The organism is Dermabacter sp., assembly GCF_032550575.1.
Classification (GTDB): Bacteria; Actinomycetota; Actinomycetes; order Actinomycetales; family Dermabacteraceae; genus Dermabacter; species Dermabacter hominis.
This window is the reverse complement of record NZ_JAWFZC010000011.1, coordinates 21045-39585: the sequence shown is the minus strand read 5'-3', so window position 1 is coordinate 39585 and position 18541 is coordinate 21045. Positions and strand designations below refer to the sequence as shown.

The 18541-nt window shown below is 59.5% G+C and carries 15 protein-coding genes; 2 read left to right on the top strand and 13 right to left on the bottom strand.

Translation table 11 applies throughout. The features are described 5' to 3' along the window. Positions 1-191: 191 nt before the first annotated feature. The 5 genes from E6X30_RS09895 to E6X30_RS09875 form a co-directional block, all read right to left on the bottom strand. A complete protein-coding gene (locus tag E6X30_RS09895; protein ID WP_316336163.1) occupies positions 192-1007 on the bottom strand; it encodes an APH(3')-I family aminoglycoside O-phosphotransferase in 816 nt (271 codons plus the stop codon). A gap of 93 nt (positions 1008-1100) precedes the next feature. After that, a complete protein-coding gene (locus E6X30_RS09890; protein ID WP_316336162.1) occupies positions 1101-2285 on the bottom strand; it encodes an Nramp family divalent metal transporter in 1185 nt (394 codons plus the stop codon). A gap of 286 nt (positions 2286-2571) precedes the next feature. Next, the gene (locus tag E6X30_RS09885) at positions 2572-3210 is read right to left on the bottom strand and encodes a hypothetical protein (RefSeq protein WP_316336161.1); all 639 of its coding nucleotides are present in this window, start codon (positions 3208-3210) and stop codon (positions 2572-2574) included. A gap of 283 nt (positions 3211-3493) precedes the next feature. Next, the gene (locus E6X30_RS09880) at positions 3494-3928 is read right to left on the bottom strand and encodes a single-stranded DNA-binding protein (protein ID WP_219585544.1); all 435 of its coding nucleotides are present in this window, start codon (positions 3926-3928) and stop codon (positions 3494-3496) included. 56 nt (positions 3929-3984) lie between these two features. After that, positions 3985-4578: a recombinase family protein gene (locus tag E6X30_RS09875; RefSeq protein ID WP_316336160.1), complete on the bottom strand. Its 594-nt coding sequence runs from the start codon at positions 4576-4578 to the stop codon at positions 3985-3987. A gap of 110 nt (positions 4579-4688) precedes the next feature. On the opposite strand from E6X30_RS09875, the gene E6X30_RS09870 reads away from it, so the two are divergent. Next, entirely contained in the window at positions 4689-5543 is an 855-nt protein-coding gene (locus E6X30_RS09870) for a BglII/BstYI family type II restriction endonuclease (RefSeq protein ID WP_316336159.1), read from the top strand. A 57-nt stretch (positions 5544-5600) separates the two neighbouring features. After that, positions 5601-6443: an MT-A70 family methyltransferase gene (locus E6X30_RS09865; protein ID WP_316336158.1), complete on the top strand. Its 843-nt coding sequence runs from the start codon at positions 5601-5603 to the stop codon at positions 6441-6443. Between the two features lie 141 nt (positions 6444-6584). On the opposite strand, the gene E6X30_RS09860 is transcribed toward E6X30_RS09865, so the two are convergent. The 8 genes from E6X30_RS09860 to E6X30_RS09825 all read right to left on the bottom strand — a co-directional run bounded on the left by E6X30_RS09860 (position 6585) and on the right by E6X30_RS09825 (position 18513). Then, on the bottom strand, positions 6585-11534 hold the full coding sequence (locus E6X30_RS09860) for a helicase-related protein (protein ID WP_316336157.1): 4950 nt from the start codon (positions 11532-11534) through the stop codon (positions 6585-6587). 140 nt (positions 11535-11674) lie between these two features. After that, a complete protein-coding gene (locus E6X30_RS09855; RefSeq protein WP_316336156.1) occupies positions 11675-12151 on the bottom strand; it encodes a TnpV protein in 477 nt (158 codons plus the stop codon). Between the two features lie 288 nt (positions 12152-12439). Further along, complete coding sequence (locus E6X30_RS09850; RefSeq protein WP_316336155.1) at positions 12440-12724, bottom strand: hypothetical protein; 285 nt, start codon at positions 12722-12724, stop codon at positions 12440-12442. Further along, positions 12718-13320 carry a ParA family protein gene (locus E6X30_RS09845; RefSeq protein WP_316336154.1) on the bottom strand — a complete coding sequence of 201 codons (603 nt, stop codon included), beginning with the start codon at positions 13318-13320 and terminating at the stop codon, positions 12718-12720. The genes E6X30_RS09850 and E6X30_RS09845 overlap by 7 nt, the downstream gene beginning before the upstream one ends. Positions 13321-13393: 73 nt before the next feature. After that, complete coding sequence (locus E6X30_RS09840) at positions 13394-15001, bottom strand: hypothetical protein (RefSeq protein WP_316336153.1); 1608 nt, start codon at positions 14999-15001, stop codon at positions 13394-13396. Positions 15002-15362: 361 nt separating this feature from the next. Then, positions 15363-15611: a hypothetical protein gene (locus tag E6X30_RS09835; RefSeq protein WP_316336152.1), complete on the bottom strand. Its 249-nt coding sequence runs from the start codon at positions 15609-15611 to the stop codon at positions 15363-15365. 43 nt (positions 15612-15654) lie between these two features. Then, complete coding sequence (locus E6X30_RS09830; RefSeq protein ID WP_316336151.1) at positions 15655-17247, bottom strand: AAA family ATPase; 1593 nt, start codon at positions 17245-17247, stop codon at positions 15655-15657. A 12-nt stretch (positions 17248-17259) separates the two neighbouring features. Next, positions 17260-18513, bottom strand: a complete 1254-nt coding sequence (locus tag E6X30_RS09825) for a M15 family metallopeptidase (protein WP_316336150.1) — start codon at positions 18511-18513, stop codon at positions 17260-17262. Between the last annotated feature and the right edge of the window lie 28 nt (positions 18514-18541).

Below are 18541 nucleotides of genomic sequence, written 5' to 3'. Positions count from 1 at the left end.
TCACGCTGAAAATGCCGGCCTTTGAATGGGTTCATGTGCAGCTCCATCAGCAAAAGGGGATGATAAGTTTATCACCACCGACTATTTGCAACAGTGCCCCGTCCGGATACTGCCAGATATCGGCGTCCAGGGAGATGTCCTGAAGCGCGGTGTCCGGAATTTCAGGTTTGTGTCTCTACAAAGACTAACTATCAGAAAAACTCATCGAGCATCAAATGAAACTGCAATTTATTCATATCAGGATTATCAATACCATATTTTTGAAAAAGCCGTTTCTGTAATGAAGGAGAAAACTCACCGAGGCAGTTCCATAGGATGGCAAGATCCTGGTATCGGTCTGCGATTCCGACTCGTCCAACATCAATACAACCTATTAATTTCCCCTCGTCAAAAATAAGGTTATCAAGTGAGAAATCACCATGAGTGACGACTAAATCCGGTGAGAATGGCAAAAGCTTATGCATTTCTTTCCAGACTTGTTCAACAGGCCAGCCATTACGCTCGTCATCAAAATCACTAGCATCAACCAAACCGTTATTCATTCGTGATTGCGCCTGAGCGAGACGAAATACGCGATCGCTGTTAAAAGGACAATTACAAACAGGAATCGAATGCAACCGGCGCAGGAACACTGCCAGCGCATCAACAATATTTTCACCTGAATCAGGATATTCTTCTAATACCTGGAATGCTGTTTTCCCGGGGATCGCAGTGGTGAGTAACCATGCATCATCAGGAGTACGGATAAAATGCTTGATGGTCGGAAGAGGCATAAATGCCGTCAGCCAGTTTAGTCTGACCATCTCATCTGTAACATCATTGGCAACGCTACCTTTGCCATGTTTCAGAAACAACTCTGGCGCATTGGGCTTCCCATACAATCGATAGATTGTCGCACCTGATTGCCCGACATTATCGCGAGCCCATCTATACCCATATAAATCAGCATCCAGGTTGGAATTTAATCGCGGCCTCGAGCAAGACGTTTCCCGTTGAATATGGCTCATAACACCCCTTGTATTACTGTTTATGTAAGTGGCCTTGTGGGTTGCGGATGACGACGGCTGCTACTTCAATCATGGCTGCTGATTGTAGGCGGCCTAGAGCAGCGGCAGGAGCACGAGGGCGAGATTGAGTGCGATGACCAGCGCGGCAAGCGTCCAGCCCACGGCCATAGACCAGGGTTTCGCGGCGAACTCACCCATGACGTCCCGGGAGCCGGCATAGCGGAAAAGCGGGATGATGGCGAAGGGGATGCCCAGGGAAAGAAGTGCCTGGCTGACCACCAGTGCCATAGTGGGGTCGACCCCGCAGCCGATGATGACCAGCGCCGGGATGAGCGTGACCAGGCGGCGGACTAGTAGGGGGACCTTGATGTGAAGCAGGCCGTCCATGATTTCGGAGCCGGCGTAGGCGCCCACTGACGTCGAGGCGAGGCCGCTGGCCAGCAGGCCGATGGCGAAGAGAACGCCGGCCAGCGGGCCGAGGTGGCTGGCAATCGCCGTGTGGGCCCCGGAGATGGTCTCTGTGCCGTCCACGCCGTAGAGGGCCGAGCCCGCCAGGACCAGCAGGCCCACGTTGACGAGCCCGGCGATGGACAGCGCCACGGCGATGTCCGCGCGGGTGCCGGCCAGCACGTGGGGGATTTCCAGGTCGGGGTAGCGCTGCTTGGTCAGGGAGGAGTGTAGGTAAATGGCGTGCGGCATGACGGTGGCGCCCAACATGGAGGCGGCCAGCAGGATGCTGTCCTTGCCCTCTAGGCGGGGGATGAGGCCGCCGGCCACGTCGGCGGGGTCGGGCGGGGCGATGGCGAGGCCGGCAAGGAAGCCGATGAAGATGACCAGGAGCAGGCCGATGACAAGCCCCTCGAACCACTGGTTCTTCTTCTGGAAGATGAGGAGAATGATGGAGACCGCGCCGATGATGAGCGCGCCCGCGAACAGGGGGAGGTTGAAGAGGAGTTGCAGGGCAATGGCGCCGCCGATGACTTCGGCGAGGTCGGTGGCCGCGGCGATGAGCTCGGCCTGGGCCCACATGCCTAGGCGCGCGCGGCGGGAGAGACGCTCGCCCATGATTTCCGGCAGGGAGCGGTGGGTGACTAGGCCCAGTTTGGCGGAGTGGTACTGGATGAACATGGCCATGAGGTTGGCCACGACGAGTACCCACACCAGGAGGTAGCCGTAGTGGGAGCCGGCGCTGATGTTGGCGGCTACGTTGCCGGGGTCGACGTAAGCCACTGCAGCAACGAAGGCGGGGCCGGTGAGGCTGATTAAGGTCTTACGCATAGGCATCTCCATACCAAAAGTTCAACTACTTGAAGTCTAGTTTTCATCGCCATATGTTCAAGCCAGGGGGCGGCCCACTTCAAAGCATTGGGAAAGTGACCACGGTTCGGCACCCAGGACCGGCCGCACATCACCCTGAAAGTCTCCATGGCTAACTGAACCACCACGGGACTCTTCGGCAGTCTTCTTCGACGGCAAGCACCGCGCATGCGGTGCGCGCCAGCACGACATAGGGCCCGGGCGCCACCTTCGTGACTCCCGGGCCCAGCTGCATCACAATTACGCGCTACATCCACCCAAGGACTGCGCCGTGTTCGGTGCGTACGCGCGCGCCCACCATGCGCCACCAATCAAGCGGCATATCGGCGTACTCCTCCACTTCCTCAAGGTCCTCGTGCGTCCTCGGGATCTCGAAGTACACCTCGGCATCGTCGTGGAGTTCGTCCACGAAACGTGCCACCACTCCCCCGGTAAAACTTTCCAGTGACTCCATCTGCAAGCTGATCCCTTCGGGGATTCGCGCCTCGCCGGAGTCCCACTTTTGGACGGTGCGAGTGTTTACCTCAAGCCGTTCTGCAAGCCACTGTGCCGGAAGCCCCAGATACTCACGCATAGCGCGAAAGTCCGCGTTGGACATACGCGGCCGCCTCCAGATACGAACGCCAGCATCGTCGAGGAGGCGAGACAAGTCCTCAAGCGTCACCTTCGCAAAGTCGCGCTCCAAATCGAACTCTTTAGTTTCGTCAAGCTCGCCCTCGTCCTCGTCATAGGCGGGAAGATCACCACGGGTACGCATGGCCTCTTCCATCTCCCCGAAGCGGCACATAGCGCCCTCATCGGCGCGAGTCCACGCCAGAATCTCCCCCAGCGTCTCCACCCGCTCACGGCCCTGGCCGTGGTAACGATAAGCAATCCTCGTCGTCAAGTGCATCATTCAACCCTTTCGGTTTCTGTGGCCCGCCCCTTCGGCGTTGCCTTCACCTCCATTATAGGGCGTAAATTACGCCCTATGCAAGGGCATTGATCGCAGACTTCCACTTGAGCGCAGATAACTTTCAAGCCCGTCCACGCCTCCACAGCAAGGACCACGACAACGGGTGGGAACGCTAAAAAGCTGCCGCGAAAACACTTCGTGTTTTCTTGCCCTCGAATCCGCGGGTCACCAAACTGCACTGGCAAGTACAGATTGCACGAAACAGCGCACAGGACTAGGCAGGGTCAGGACTTCCCCAGTACGCGGCCGGATCATCACTCGGGGCAGGAACATCGCTAGCACGCGAAGCTCGCAAGGACTGTGCACGCACTTCCTGGCCACGAAGGCTCACGCCGATCACATCAACACGAACATCATGGCTCACGCGCGACTCTCCCTCCCTGGAGGTATAGGAACGCACGCTGTAGTCGCCTCCGAAGACAAGTTTGATATTTCCACTGGCATTAGCGGCATCAACGAGTTGCTCGGCCTGCGCCCCAAACACTGTGAGGTTGTAAGCCACGGGTGCCCCATCGACGAACTCCCCCTCGGGTGTGCGGATGCGGTCCGTGACGATAACGCGCGCATAGGTGTACTTGGCCCCACTCTTTGCGCCCTCGCGAAGCTCAGGAGTTGCGGCGAGGTTTCCTTCACGAACGATGTACGACATAACTTCCCCTTTGACAGTGACGGTGGTCACGTATCACGGTAGCGCGAGGCAGGCTCTCAATCTAGGGGAAGCTTGGGAATCTCGAGGTAGCGGTACAGGGTTGCGCGGCTAACGCCGAGCTCGCGCGCAATCCTCGCCTTCGGCACACCTTCACGCGCCTGGATCCTCGCCCGCTGAATCTGCTCCGAAGTCAATAGGCGCTTTCTCCCGAGCCTCTTACCCTTGGCTCTGGCGGCCGCAATCCCCTCGCGTTGGCGTTCGCGAATGAGTGAGCGCTCGAGCTCTGCCACGGCACCAATGAGGTGTAGCTGAAACATGGCGTAGGGGTCCTCGCTCTCCTTGCGGAAGAACAGGTCCTCTTTGACGAACTGGACAACGACACCCTTGTTTACGAGAGTGCGCACGATCCCCTCGAGGTCGCGCAGGGAGCGGGCGAGTCGATCCATCGAGGCAACGACGAGAAGGTCTCCTTCGCGCACGTAACTCATGGCGTCCGCTAGGCCTTTGCGGCCCTCGCGACTTCCGCCCGAGACACGATCCTCGAAAACTTTGTCGCAACCCCCTATTGCGAGGCGCTGACGGTCAAGGTTCTGATCCGTCGTGCTCACGCGCATGTATCCCACGCGCTGGCCAGTGTAGGTGACGCCCATGTGTCTCACAATCTCTAGACCTGTGGACGGAAGTGTCTCACGGGCAAAAGTTTAGCGTTTTGAGACACGTTGAGGGGGTCACGGCACCCTAGTCTCAAAAAGTACACAAAATGAGACATCACAAGAACACGTTAAGAACAACCAGCAAGCCTTATTACTCCGAGTTAGACTCTGCCCTCCGCAGAGACGATACTGGAGGGGTGGATCTAACCTGCTCGTTCAAACACGTGTTCTCGGAAAAGCTGCGCCAAAAGTATGAATTCTTCGAGGTGCGAAACGCCGCCTCAATCATTCGTCACACCAATCCGCACCAGTTCTCGCATCTTGTAGACACCCTCGAGCGCTTCCTTCTCTACACAGATGACCTAATTCTCCCTGGTGGACAAGAGAGCACAATTGCAGCAAGGCTGAACGCCTCATTTCGCCGCCAGGGATGGCGAGAAGCACGGGTAGACACCATCGTTGAACTTGCCCTTAGCCTCACTCCGTTTGATGGAGAGACACCTCCAGAGCCCGTCATTTCAGAGGTTCGGAACCAGGGCTACATGGTCGACAATTTTTTGGGGCGAATCGCCCTCGATGTCGAATGGAACGCCAAGGACGGAAACCTAGATCGAGATCTGGCCGCCTACCGCTTCCTATATGACTCTGCCCTCATCGACGGCGCCGTGATTATTACTCGCACTCAGGGAAAACTTCGAGAACTCGGGAGAAAGCTCGGCCGCGAATCAGGAATGACTGAGAAGAAAGCAAAACGCATCCTTGGCACCACTACAACCACTAACACGGACAAGCTGGTCCCCCGCATCACTCGTGGCGATGCGGGCGGGTGCCCCGTGCTAGTGGTAGCCATCTGTGACCGAACATGGGCTGGTAGAGGTATACCAATCCCCAAAGACGCCCCTCTGGTATCCACCTCAAGTGACGCCTCCGAGTTACCCACAGTGGCCCAGTCGGGCGATTAGACACTCCCCTCAAAAAGATCTAATATACAAAACAGATCTTTTGGAGGTTTATAGCTTGTGACGCCCGCACCACTCCCCTCGAACGAGAGCATTCGCCCCCTGCCCACTACACCCGGCGGATTCCCCACAATCTTGGCTGATCCGCCATGGCGCTTTCAGAACCGAACCGGAAAGGTTGCACCCGAACACCGGCGCTTAGACCGGTACAACACAATGACACTCGAAGACATCCGCAACATTCCAGTCGCAGATGTCGCTGCCCCCAACGCCCACCTCTACCTGTGGGTGCCAAACGCACTACTCCCTGACGGCCTGCGAGTCATGGAGTCATGGGGTTTTCGATACGTGTCTAATATCGTGTGGGCCAAGCGCCGAAAAGACGGCGGTCCCGACGGTCGCGGTGTTGGGTTTTACTTCCGTAACGTCACGGAGCTGATCCTTTTCGGTGTGCGAGGATCGATGAGGACGCTCGCTCCCGCACGCCGCCAAGTGAACATGATCGAAACGCGCAAGCGAGAGCATTCACGAAAACCGGATGAACAGTACCAACTGATCCAAGATTGTTCCCCTGGCCCCTACCTCGAGCTGTTTGCTCGCTACGCCCAACCAGGTTGGACCGCATGGGGCGACGAGTCAGGTGCAGACACCACTCCGCGAGGCACCGTCCACAAGGGATATAGCGGTGGTGCGATAGAGATCCCTCACCTGGTTCCCCACGAACGCCTCACTCCCGAAAAAGATAAGACGCTTGCCGAGACTCTTCGTGTCAAATACGAAGAGGGTGCCAGCATTCGCTCACTGTGCACCGAGACAGGGTACTCGCACGCCCGCGTCCGAGGGCTTCTTGAGCGAGCGGGAACTCAGTTACGCAAGCAAGGACGTCCAGCAAGTGCTCACTGACCAATAATTAGAAAATTGGATTCCAGCCTGCGCAGGGAACACACTAGACAGCCCGGATGGGTAGCTGTCGGCGCCAAGCGACAACACACCGACTAGTGAACAAGTAAGCTTGGAAACAAGTGCACTAGCCTTACGGCGTAGTTAGCGTTCATATCCGCCCTCACGACCCTGCTGCGATTGGTTCCAGTGGCGCATGGTGTGCGCTGTGGGGTTCTGTGGCGGAGTCGTGGGCCCGTCGCCACCACCTGACGGACTGCCGGTGCCTTCTTCTGGTTCTTGGTCGGGGCCTTCGTCGCCGGGGAAGACGTCAAGGGTTTCTTCTTGAACGGTGCGGGTGTCTTCGCTGCCTCGTTCCTGAAGGAATTGATGTTCGAGGTCATCGAATTCTTTTTGGGTGACGCGCAGGAGTGAGGCGTGTTTGAAGTCGGCACCATGGGCTGTGTGCATGGTTTCAAGGTCGCGGCGTAGGCCTTCGATTTGTTCGCCGATTTTGGAGGCGACGTTGGCGAGGTTCGCGGTGCGGTTTTCGAGTTGTTGAACGAAGCCGTGCGAAAGATCTTTGATTGAGGAGCGGCGCATCGTGAGGCCGGCCTCGGCGATGTTCGTGCCTCGGAGTTGGACGCGGAAGAGCGGGTTGTCGAAGCTGGTGTTGCCTTCTTTTTGGGAGGGCATTTCGATGTCGAAGGAGTGTCCGCCGACGGTGGCGAGTGTTCCGAGTGTTCGGTTGAAGTTCAGTGCTGGGGTCATGTGTTCGAGGCGCTGTGTGAGGAGTGCTTTGAGTGCGTCGGCTGCTGCTGCGCGCTCGTCGACGATGACGTTATTGAGCCCGTTTCCAATGCGGAGTTGGAACTTGTCTCCGCGAGTGTCTACCGATTTGGCTGCAAGTTGGGTGAGGCGTTGTTGTTGGTCAGTGAGGTGGGTGATTTTGAATTCTGTTCGTGGGATTCGCGTCTTGAGGCGGGCCTGCTCGTTTGCGTAGTTTTTTTCGAGTCTGCGTAGGCGTTTGAGTTCGGCCTCGAGCTCGGCGTGGCGAAGGAAGCGCGGGTCGTCAGCAATGACGGCTTTGGTAGCGCCGTAGCTGAGTGTGGCGTCGTTCAGGTCGTCCACGGCACGGACATTGATTTCACCAAGGAGGATTTGACCGATGAAGCGGGCTTTAGATTCGACTGTTTGCCACATGTAGGCGTCTTGGCTGCTCTTAGTGACGTACCGGAAGACACCTACCTGGTTATTTTCGTTGCCCTGGCGGAGGATTCTCCCCTCGCGCTGTTCGACGTCGGCTGGCCTCCAAGGGCAATCGAGGTGGTGGAGGGCGATCGCGCGGCGTTGCACGTTAGTGCCCGTGCCCATCGTTTGGGTGGAGCCGATGAGGATGGCAACTTTCCCGTTGCGACAGTCGGAGAATAAGCGTGCTTTGGCTGCGTCGTTTTTGGCATCTTGCATGACGCGGATCTTTTCGCGTGGCACACCGTCGGCTACGAGTCGTTCAATGAGGTCGTCGTAGATGTGGTAGCCGGGGAAGCGTTTGCTTGCGGTGATGTCGCCGAAGACGATTTGGAGGGCGCCTGGGGTCTTCTCTCCGGAGTCGGTGCTGTATTGCGTGTCTTTGTGTTCGTGGTACTCGGTAGCGATTTGGCGGGCGGCTTGGGCGATTTTGCCACTATCTTCTTCGGGGTCTTCACGGCCAAGGAGGCGCAAAGAGAGTGAACCAAGTCGCGCGTCTGTCGTCACAAGGAGCATGTTGTCTGCGCTTGGCGCCACTTCACGGTTGTGGATGCGTTCGGCACGCGGAACGATTTCGCCGGTGAGGTATTCCCCTAGAGCGACGGAGCGTTCTACTGCAACGTTGGCGATGCCGGGCGTGCCTTTGTCGTCGGGTCGAAGCTCGGGGATGTCGAGGTTGAGGTCCTTGGAGAGTTTCACGTCCGCATACACGTGCATCATGCGAAGCAACTCGGGCACGTTTTGGAAGCGGGCGAAGCGGGTTTTCATGCTCATGCCGACGCCGGTCGCGGAGACTTCGAGGCGGGTTTCCGTGGTTCCGAAAGTTGCAGCCCATTGATCGAAGGAGCGAATGCCGGCTTGCTCGAGGAGGTCGGGGCGCAGGTACCGCTGCATGACGTAGGCCTCGGTCATGGAGTTGGAGATCGGTGTGCCGGTGGCGAAGGTGCACGCTTTTCCGTAGGTGTCGCGCAAGTATTCCACCTTGGTGTGCATGTCGAAAGCTCGCTGGGATCCAGTGATGGAGGCGGAGCGGATGTTGCTGGGGGTGGCGAGGTTTTTGTAGTCGTGCGCTTCGTCGATGAAGGCGTAGTCGATGCCGGTGTCTTCGAAGGTAATGCCTGGCTCGAACGGCTTGTCAGTTTCCTTTTTGAGCGTGGCTTCTTTCTTAGCGATGAGGTTTTCGATCTCTTTGACGGTTCGCTCGCTCCCGCCATCTTTAGCTGATGCGAGGGCTTCCTTGTAGTGGTCGAGCTCGCGCTTGATGTAGACAGCTTTGTTTTCGGGTTTGAGGTCGAGTTTTTGCCACGCACCGCGGGTCATGATGACGATGTCCCAGTCGCCGGTGGCGATACGTCCGATGAACGCACGCTGTTTGTGTTTGGTGAGGTCACTGCCTCCTGCGGCGAGGATGCGCGCACCGGGGTAAATTTCCATGGCTTCGCGCGAGAATTGTTCGAGCATGTGGTTGGGCACGACAATCGCTGGCTTGTTCACGATTCCTAGGCGCTTCATTTCCATGGCGCCCATGACCATGACGGCGGTCTTGCCTGCACCAACTTGGTGGAAGAGGCCAACGCTTGGTTCGTTGATGATGCGGGCGATGGCTGTGCGTTGGTGTGGTCGCGGGTTCCATGTGGCGGCCATGCCGGGGAAGGTGAGGGATTTGCCGGCCTCGCTGTAGTCGCGTAGGACGATGGAGTTAAAGCGGCGGTTGTACTCCCCCACCAGGACATCTGTGCGGTCGACGTCGGCCCATATCCAGTCTTTGAACCGTTCGCGCATTTCGGCGGCTTTTTCTTGCGCGGCTTCGGTCTCGGTCGGGTTCAAGGTTGTTGTGCCGTCGGGGGCAGTGTCGTGAACTTGGATCTGGCGCTGCTCGAGCATCGCTTTCATGAGTCGGGCGGCGTTCATGCGGCTTGTGCCCCATGTGCTGGTGGCAAGTTCCAGGTCATCAATGCCTCGGGTGCGCATGGTCCAGCTACCGTCGGGGGCCGTGGTGAGGGTGAACTGGCGGGAATCAATGTCGAGGAGTTCATGGATGAATTCCTCGTGGATCTTGGCGGAAATCCACACGGCACCGATTTGCGGCTCAATGTCTTCGGGCTTGAGTTCTTCGGGTAGGACGTCCTGGAGAGCTTCGACGTTCACGGTGTATTGGTCGGGGTTTTCTCGGGCGGCCTCTTGGGCTGTTTCGAGTTTTTGACGCACGTCCCCAGAGAGGTATTCCCCGGCTAGAACAAGGTCATCCGTTTCAGGGTCAGTGAAAACAAGTCCTTCGAGTTCAACGCGCACTTCGTCTTCGCTACAGTCGCGCAGTGAAGCGATGTAGTCCAAGTCAATAGCGCCGTAGCGGTTCAGGCTGATGCTGAGAGCGTCGTTGATTGTGTCGGCGCTCGTGGGGTACACACGTTTGGTGAGCTGGCGAGTCAGGAGGATTCGGGCGGGTTTAGCGGCGCCGGTTTCTTCGTTGTAGTTCTCCAAGCCGAACACGATGGGCGAGAACGGGTCGTCCCTGAATAGTCGCGGAACGGTCGGTTGCCGGCGGCGGATCGTGGGGTTGCCCTCGCGGTCTTTGCCTTCGCTGACGTTCATGCGGTTGATCGGGCCGTAAGCGTCCAGATACTCCGTCCAGTGGCCGTGGAGGCTCGCGCGCAAGTCGTCGATGTCTTTGCGATTGTCGGTGGTCGCTGCTTCCATGGCGACAAGCCTGGTTGCTTCATCGCGCATGTGCATGAGGGCACGCATTTCGTCGCGGCCATTTTTCGGGACTTTGATCGGCTCGGCATCTTCGATGCCGCTTTGCATGGTGACGCGGTAGAACTCGCCGTCATTTTCGAAGATATGGCCGGCCCAGCGGGTGCTTGGGGAGTTAGAGAGGTCGATGGGTTTGGTGTATTCGGGGTCGTGTTCTGGTGCGCGTTCAGTGCTGGCGCTGAGGCCTTGGGCCTGTGCCTCGTGGGTGATGCTTGCGAGTTTGTCGCGTAGCTGGTTGGCGATGTCGGCCTCGTCGGTGGCGCGTGCGCCAAGTTCTGGCCGGCCGTGGGCGCCTTTGGTGAGGTGCAGCTCGCCTAGGACGTTGGTGGGGTTGTCGCGGTAGTAGTCGTTGAGGCGGAGGGTTTCACCTTCGAGCTCGAAGGAGTGTGTGTGCACCCATGAGTCTTTTCGTGGCTGTTCACCTTCGGCTCTCACGCGAAAGAGGAGGACGTCGGTCATGACGTCAGTGCCGGCCGCGCGGCGGTGGGCACGATTTGGCAGGCGTACAGCGCCGAGGAGGTCGGCGCGCTCGTACATGGCTTCGCGGGCGGCGGTGTTGCGGGCATCGAGGGTGTAGCTGGAGGTGATGAACGCTGCCACTCCCCCGGGTTTGGTGAGCTCGAGGGATTTCACGATGAAGTGGTTGTGCATCGTGAAGTTTTGCGGGTTGTATGTGGCATCCGGCAGGGAGATGTTGCCGAAGGGGACGTTGCCGATAGCGGCATCGAAGGTTCCGCGGCCGGGCTGCACGTCCTCGAAGCCCATGTTTTCGATGCGGGCGTGCGGGTAGATCATTTGCGACATGGTCGCGGTGATCGGGTCGAGTTCGACGCCGGTCATGACTGCTGATTGCGGGGCCATGCCAATGAAGGTGCCCATGCCGCTGCCGGGTTCGAGGACTCTTCCCCCGTTGAAGCCTAGAAGTTCGAGGGTTTCCCACATGGGGGCGACGTAGGCGGGGTTGGTGAAGTGTGCGTTGAGCGTGGTGCGTCGTGCGGCGTCGTATTCGTCTTCGGTGAGTAGTTCGCGTAGTTCGGCGCGCTCAGTGTGGAAGTCCATGCGGCGTTCGTCAAACACTTCCGCAACAGCGCCCCAGGACCCGTAGCGGGCCATCGTTGCGCGCTCCTCGGGGGTCGGGGCGCTGTCCCGTTCTTGGATCGCGCGAAGTGTGCGAATAGCTGCCAGGTTCGCCTCGAGACGTGCACGTGTTCCTGACGGCGCCAGTTCATCTTGCGAGGTGGGTGTGAATGGGGCTAGAGAAGCTCGTCCTCGCCCATCTCGTCCTCGTCCATCTCCTCCACGTCCGACGCCGGGGGTGCCATCACTTCCAGGTACCGGTGCATGTCGCGAAGCATCCTCAGCTGAACTTCCATCTCTTCCGGATTGTCCTTGTACGCTTCCCTGATCCAGGCTTCCTGTTCCTCCGGGCTGCGGTTCTCGAAGTCCTCCGGCTCCTCCGGCTCGTCCGCGTCCAGGTAGCTCGGGGGTTGCAGCTCCGCGAGGACGATCTCCTCCGCTTGCCGGCGCGCCATGTTCAGCCGGCCCACTTTCTCCAGGTACTCCTCCCCCGGCTTGTCCGGCCCTGCCAGGTTCAGCGAGAGGTCCGCTACCTGTTCGGCTGCCTGCTCCCCCAGCTGGCTGAAGTACGTCTCCGGGTCCTCCAAGCTCGCCACCATCTCGGGATCGGCCTGCGTCCACTGGTCCTTGAGCATTGTTGCGTATCTGTTCATCGGTCTTACCTTCCGGTTCTGCCCACAGCATGAGGCTGTCGATGTCGAATGCGAGTTGGTTCTTTCCAGGGCTCTTTTTCCGGCGCACCATGACATCCTCACTCTGTTCCGAGACGTAGATCACGCACTACGTTAACGGTGGCGATTGAGAGTGCCTTGGCTATTCCCCCTCCCCCATTCGCGGCGGCGAGGAAACGTACTAGCTTGCAGACTGGGCGTCACACTTACTGGCAAACTTGGTAACTAGTAAGCTTGTTAACTGGCGGGCTTGGCAACTAGTTAGCGTGTTTACTGGTTATCTAGTTCTTTGTTGTACTCAGCGATAACCTCTGCTTTTTCCTCGATCAAGCGCTCCACTGCCTCGACGACAAAGTCGCGCTGCGTTACTCCGGTGGCTCGCGCGGCCCGTACGAGGCGGTCGCGGAACTTTCGTTCAACCGCAATGGACAGTTGCGTACGCTTTTCGGGCTTGTCTTTTCGGAATGTTTCGCTAACGGTGGCGATTTCCGGGGCGGCGTCACGGCTGCGAGGCGTAAAGCGGTTGCTAGCGGCCGCGCTGTTCTTTTTCACCATTGCATTGCCTCCTTGAGCTCTGCGAGGACTTCGTCGTAGTTGTGCATCTTGGGTCCTGGGACTGTGCCCACGGCGCGACCAATATCAGTCCTGAACGGAATGAAGGTCTCGAAGTAGCTCACGCCCTGGGCATCCAAAGCGCTGAACGCTTCGCGCCGATCAACGGTGTTGGATGTTGGCGATTGAGTGATGAGCACAATGGCCTCGCCGTGCTGGCTCGCCACCTTCTCGGTAGCCCACATGCGCTCCATGTCGGCGGCGGTTGTGCGTGTGGGAATGATGGCCACGTCAGCTAGTGCTAGCGCTGCGTCGGTGAAGCCTTTCCCTTCGCCTGGTTCTGTGTCGATGACTGCCCAGTCGTACGAGCTGATCTTGCGTTGAAGGTTGGAACGGTTGGCGCTATCGACGTCGAAGGGGAGGGGTGCTCCGTCTTCTTCTGCGCGCAAGGCCCACTCGGTAGCAGTCCCTTGCGGGTCACCGTCGATCACGACGCCTTTCAGGCTGGGGGAGGAGTGCGCGAGTGCCGTAGCGAGGTACATCGCCGTGGTGGTTTTCGCGCAGCCACCCTTGGTGTTAGCGATCAAAATTGTTTTCATGGCACCACTCTACTACTTGTAAGCAAGAAAACAAGGGAACTAGGAAACATGGGAACAAGTTTCCAGGGTTGGGTTAGGCGGCGCGGGGGAGAGGGCCGGCTCGTCTGAGGGTCATTTCCCACCATGCGTCGTTCTCGCGGGTGAAGCGGGTGAGGTAATTCAGCCACCTGCGGCGTTGTTGGCGGATGATCTGGTGGCGCTCGGCGAGGAAGGCATCGACTCCGAGGTGTTCGGCCACGCTGGTGAGGCGTTCGGGGTGAGCCTCGAGCTCGTCGTTTGTGTCGGTGATGAGGTTCCAGGCCTTCATCATGCCTACGTGTTCGTAGACCGTGGTCCGAGAGAGTCCTGTTGCGCGCGCGATCGCGTGGGGGGTGCGGTGACCGCGTTCGATGGCCTCGAAGATTTCGGCGGCCGCGATGCCAAGGACGCGGAAGGCGGGGCGGAGTGCATGGATTTTGCCGGCTTCGAGTGCGGCGTCTTCGCTTTCGCGGTGCCGTTCGGGAATGTGGAGCTGGTAGAGGTCGGCTTTGGTGCCGTGGCCGTCGCGTTCGAGGGTGATCCAGGGGTCGTCTTGTTCGCGCAATGTGGTCAGGGCGCGCGATACGCCGGTGTGGTCCATGGGTAGGGAGAGGGACAAAGAGCGGACGCCGAACTCGACGTAGCGGGAGCCAGTTTGGTGGGCGGCGGCAAGAAGGGCGCGCAGGACGTAAGCGAGGGTGCGGCCTTCGCGGGTGCGGAACTCGTGGGGGATGGCGGCGTGGAGGGCGTGCCGAACGCGGCGGAGAAAGCGGTGTTCATCGAAAGTCGTGTGCTGGGGCTCCCCCCTCGTGACTTTTAAATCCTCGCTTGTGTTGCAGTACTGGACAGTCTCATGCGGTTGCTGATTGCCTCGTGTTTTTTTCGGGGTGCTGCCTACAAGGGCGACGGCTTTAGGCCATTCGGTAGAGGCCAGTAGGCGGCGCCAGGGGGTGGTGGCGTTTTGGTACATCGCGGCGAGTCCTGCCCATCGTCCGTCTTCGATGCGGGCGATCACGCCCTTGAGGTCAAGGCCGGCGCGGCGTGCGGCGGTGAGGGCTGCCATGCGGGCGCGTGAGCGGTCGCTGTAGCCTGCTTCGGCGTAGAGTCCTTCGCGCACGATCATGGTGATCTTGGAGGACAGGACTACCTCGCCTAGCGGTAGGCGTTCGACGGGGTTGTCGGCTTCGAGCTCGGCGACGGGTTTCGCCAGGCGCATTTTCTCGCGGCGGTACGCGGCAATCTCATTGCTAAGTGCTCGGGTGAGTGCTGCGGTCACGTGGGCGCCGTTGCGCCTCATGAGAGTGCGGCGGGTGGTGTCGTAGTCAGTGACAAGTTCTTGGTAGCCCTGACCGTCTTTGTAGGGGCTTCCCGGTGTGCGGATACAGCCCGAAATAGCGCCCGTAGCGTGGGGGAGTGGGTCAATGCCCGGGAATCGTCGTGCGAGGGCGCTGACGAGCTCGGTCGCTTCGTGGACGCTGAGTCGGTCTAGCAGCGGGACGTACACGTGGTGCTTGCCGGCGGGGGAGCGGTCGATGATGACTTTCGCTCCGCAACGTTCGAGGAACGCGACAACGTCGTGCGTGAGGCGGGCGCCGGCGGTGCCTTCGACGTCGATGTCGGCGACGAGTGTTTGGCACATGCCGTGCGCGTCGTACAGCATCACTGCGGCCGGGCTTTTGGGGATCTCGGCGGTAAGGTGCTGTTCTCTTTGTGCTGGGTATTGCCATTTTTTGCGGCGTCCGTCGTAGTGTGCGACGCGCACGCGAGGACGACCAGCAAACAAGTTAGCTAGTTCCCAAGCTTCTTGCTGGGCTTCGGGGTGAATACGGGACCGTGATTGCGTAGCAGACACGCCAAGCTTGCTAGCAAACTTGCGCGTCTCCAGCGGGCCCCCATACAATGGGGACTGCATTGATACTTGTACCTCCTTTCAGGTATGCCTTGGGGATCACCTAGCGCCAACTAGGCCCCCGCAAGACTTAGTCACCCTCGCATCCACGCCAATGGAAGCGGGGGTGAAGTCGTTAAGCGGTCTTCTTTAGTTGTTCCACATCGTCGAAACTCGGTTGGTCCTCGCCAAGTTCAGCCTGAGTGAGGTCAAGGTTTCGAATCTGCGGGATGAGTAGCTCGCGAATCAGTTGTGCGCCGGCAATGCCCTTGAGGTCGGCGTAGGCGTAGAGTCGTTCGCGGTCTTTTGAGGGCAGCTTGAAAGAAACGTGTGCGTCGTTGCCACTGGGGAGTGGGCCGTGTCGTCGTTGTTTGCTTCGTGCCATGCGGTCATCCTAGCAGGGATCAACTTTGAGTCCGGGTAGATATTTACGAGTTTTCCAGCGTGTCGCGCATTGTTGCGGCGACAGCGGCGGCCGCTTCCCGGTACGCCCTGCGGGTTTTCTCGCTGAGAGCGGCGTAGTCGATTTCGTCGCCGCCCTTGAGTGCGGAGTCGAAGGGGACGGGGATCACGGCGGCCACCTGCGGCTCGAGACGCCCTGCGATAGTGCGCACAACCTCGAGGTAGGCTTCGTCGGCCTTGTTCTCGGGTTCGAGGTCGTGCAGGAGCACGACGGCGCGCTTAACGAGTTCACCGTGGCCGCTGGCTTCGAACGAGCGCATCATTTGCTCTGCAACTTTCGCACTATCGCGGCTGGCGGCGACGGGAATGACGAGTTGGTCGGTGGCATCGAGTGCACGGCGGAAGTGTGAGACACGGATGTTGTTGCCGGTGTCGATGAGGATCATGCGGTAGAACCTCGAAAGGATTTCGTGGACGGTCTCGAAGCCGGTGGCATCCACAATGTCCTGGCGGGTGGGATCTTCGTCGCTAGCAAGAACGTCGAAGTGGGAGTCGCCTTGCGGTCGCACGAAGGCATCGAGAGTGCCGACACGGCTGGATTCCACGCTGTTGAAGCTCGGGGCGGCTTCCTCGAGAAGGTCCACGACGGTGCGGGTGTGGAGGTCTTGTAGGGCGCGTTCGCCGAGAGTACCCATCGTCTCGTTGGCATCCCACGCGATAACCGAACCGCCTCGAATGACGCCCATCGTGGCTGCGAGAAGGTAGGTCGTGGTGGTTTTGCGGGCGCCGCCTTTGGGGTTGGCCACGAGAATGGTGCGGGTGCCTTGGAAGTTCGTTTGGATAACGGCTCGCTCGGCGCGGGCTTTTTGTTCGGCCGCACGTTGACGCTCCGCTTGACGCTTACTGCGCGCGGCTTCGGCCTGAGCCTCGCGTGCACGCTCTTGCACTTTGAGGGTTTCGCGTTCAATAAAGGCTTGCTTACGCTCATCGAGCTCACGCTGGGCGGGGCGGAGCTTGGAGTGAAACATACTGTTGACGCTGCCTCGTGCCCCTTGCGTCGCGGGGGCTGATTTCTCTTCTTGCCAGGCAGGGTCATTCTCGTTGAAGTGGTACACCTCTTGCGGCACCCACGCCCCTGTTTCTGGACTGTTCGCACTTGCCGTGGCCATGGGGGGTGCGGCCTGAGAAAACGGGCTCGCCGGTACCGGCTGTTCCATAGGCGTGGGTGGGGGAGTTGGCTCTGCCGTCTGAGGCTGAGGCTCTGGTTGTGCGCTCACAGCGGGTTCGGGGGCGCTCGGGGCGCTTACAACTGGCGCAGGTTCCGGCGTCGGTGTGGTTGGCGCGGGTGTGGTTTCTGCCGGGCTCGGTATCGCGCTTTGCGGGGGTGTGGGGGAGAGGTTGCGCTTGCCGTCAGGGCCAATTCCGACGTGGAAAGTTCGGCCGCCCTCGTGCGCGGTGAGGTAGGTTTCCTCGCCGGTGTATTGCGCGTATTCGGCGGCGTACCGCGTGACCTTGTCGCGGACTTCTTCAACGTTCGCCCCGGTGATGGTGTGCTCTCGCACGCCGTCGTTGAGGACGCCAGTGGTCGGGTTCGTGAATGTGAGGGTTAAGGCTGCCATGGTGTTGTCCTCCTAGTAGGCAATCTGATCGGGGTTGATGTTGGCGTAGCGTTTTTCGACAAGCCAGGTGCCGTATTCGTAGTGCCATGATTCGGGTTTGTGGCCGTCGGGACGGGCCCATAGCGGGTGCCACCAGCCGTATCCGGGACCGTTTTGTTGAATCCAGCGCCGTTCATCCGGGGTCAGTGAGAGGTCAAGCGCAAGCCCGTAGCCGTGGTTTGAGTAGCCGGGAGTCGCTGCCCAGCGCCCTTTAGACGCCTTGGTCGCTACCTGCTTGCTGTAGCTGCGGTATGTGGAGGTGACAGTGATGTCGTGGCCGAACTCGGCCCTGAAGGCATCGTTCATGGCCACGAAAGCGGCAACGGCGCGGGCCTGAGCGCGGCCCTCGCGGTCCAGGGCGCCAGGAACCGCACACATCGCAGAGTCGGGAATGTTGCCATTGATTCCGCCAGGGCCCGGCTCTCCATACAGGGGGGTCTGATCCGTGCATCCCTCGGGCATGGGGAATTTCGGGAGGGAGTCGAAGTCGGTTGCTTGCTTGTACTCGCCTGGCGCACAGCCGGCCGCGCCGCCGCCATCGGAGGCGCCGGAGCTCACCACAGACACGTGCGTGCCTGAGAGGGCTTCCATCAGTTTTTGGGCGCGCCCAACGTGTTTGTCGTAGGCATCGGGGAAGGCGGATCGTTGCACCTCCTGCGCCGCGTCTCCCGGCGCCATGTTCTCCCAGCCGTTGACGTTTTTCAGGCCTGGAATGTGGTAGCCGACAGGCCCCGCGGCCTTCGGGTCATCGAGGCTGACGGTCTTGCCCTCAAAGAAAATACGCGCACCGTAGCTAGGGTCGTTCACTTCCTGGAGCGTGCCGTACCACCCGGGAATCACGCGCTGCTGGAACACTCCCGCATCTTGGTTCTCATCCGGCGTGGTGTGAGTGGGGTCGTCTCCAAGGTCAGACTCTTGCATGGCGGTAATCAACGCAACGAGCTGGCCCTTAGCGCCCATGTTGAGCTGTGAGGCCACAGTCATGATGACCGCGGCAACAGACACTTGGTTTTTGCTGAATCCGTCCACGTTGGGTAGGGATCCTTCATCGACATTGACGACGAGTGCTGCGCCGCCTGGCCCGGCGCCGCAGGCCGCTTGTTGTTGCTGCTGTTGGGCGGCCCCGCCACCGAGAAGAAGGACCAGGCCAACGGGAATCCCTATCACGAAGGCGAGAATGAGCGCGATGACGGCGATGAGGCCGCTCTTGCTGCTGCTGTCGTCCACAGTGCATCCCCCTGCTTTCTTTCGTGCG

Bases quoted from the DNA above. Each gene is read 5' to 3' on its own strand.
- E6X30_RS09880 (WP_219585544.1), bottom strand. From the start codon at position 3,928: ATGTCGTACATCGTTCGTGAAGGAAACCTCGCCGCAACTCCTGAGCTT.
- E6X30_RS09830 (WP_316336151.1), bottom strand. From the start codon at position 17,247: ATGGCAGCCTTAACCCTCACATTCACGAACCCGACCACTGGCGTCCTC.
- E6X30_RS09875 (WP_316336160.1), bottom strand. From the start codon at position 4,578: ATGGGCGTCACCTACACTGGCCAGCGCGTGGGATACATGCGCGTGAGC.
- E6X30_RS09895 (WP_316336163.1), bottom strand. From the start codon at position 1,007: ATGAGCCATATTCAACGGGAAACGTCTTGCTCGAGGCCGCGATTAAAT.
- E6X30_RS09850 (WP_316336155.1), bottom strand. From the start codon at position 12,724: ATGGTGAAAAAGAACAGCGCGGCCGCTAGCAACCGCTTTACGCCTCGC.
- E6X30_RS09890 (WP_316336162.1), bottom strand. From the start codon at position 2,285: ATGCGTAAGACCTTAATCAGCCTCACCGGCCCCGCCTTCGTTGCTGCA.
- E6X30_RS09845 (WP_316336154.1), bottom strand. From the start codon at position 13,320: ATGAAAACAATTTTGATCGCTAACACCAAGGGTGGCTGCGCGAAAACC.
- E6X30_RS09835 (WP_316336152.1), bottom strand. From the start codon at position 15,611: ATGGCACGAAGCAAACAACGACGACACGGCCCACTCCCCAGTGGCAAC.
- E6X30_RS09870 (WP_316336159.1), top strand. From the start codon at position 4,689: ATGAGACATCACAAGAACACGTTAAGAACAACCAGCAAGCCTTATTAC.
- E6X30_RS09860 (WP_316336157.1), bottom strand. From the start codon at position 11,534: ATGGCCCGCTACGGGTCCTGGGGCGCTGTTGCGGAAGTGTTTGACGAA.
- E6X30_RS09855 (WP_316336156.1), bottom strand. From the start codon at position 12,151: ATGAACAGATACGCAACAATGCTCAAGGACCAGTGGACGCAGGCCGAT.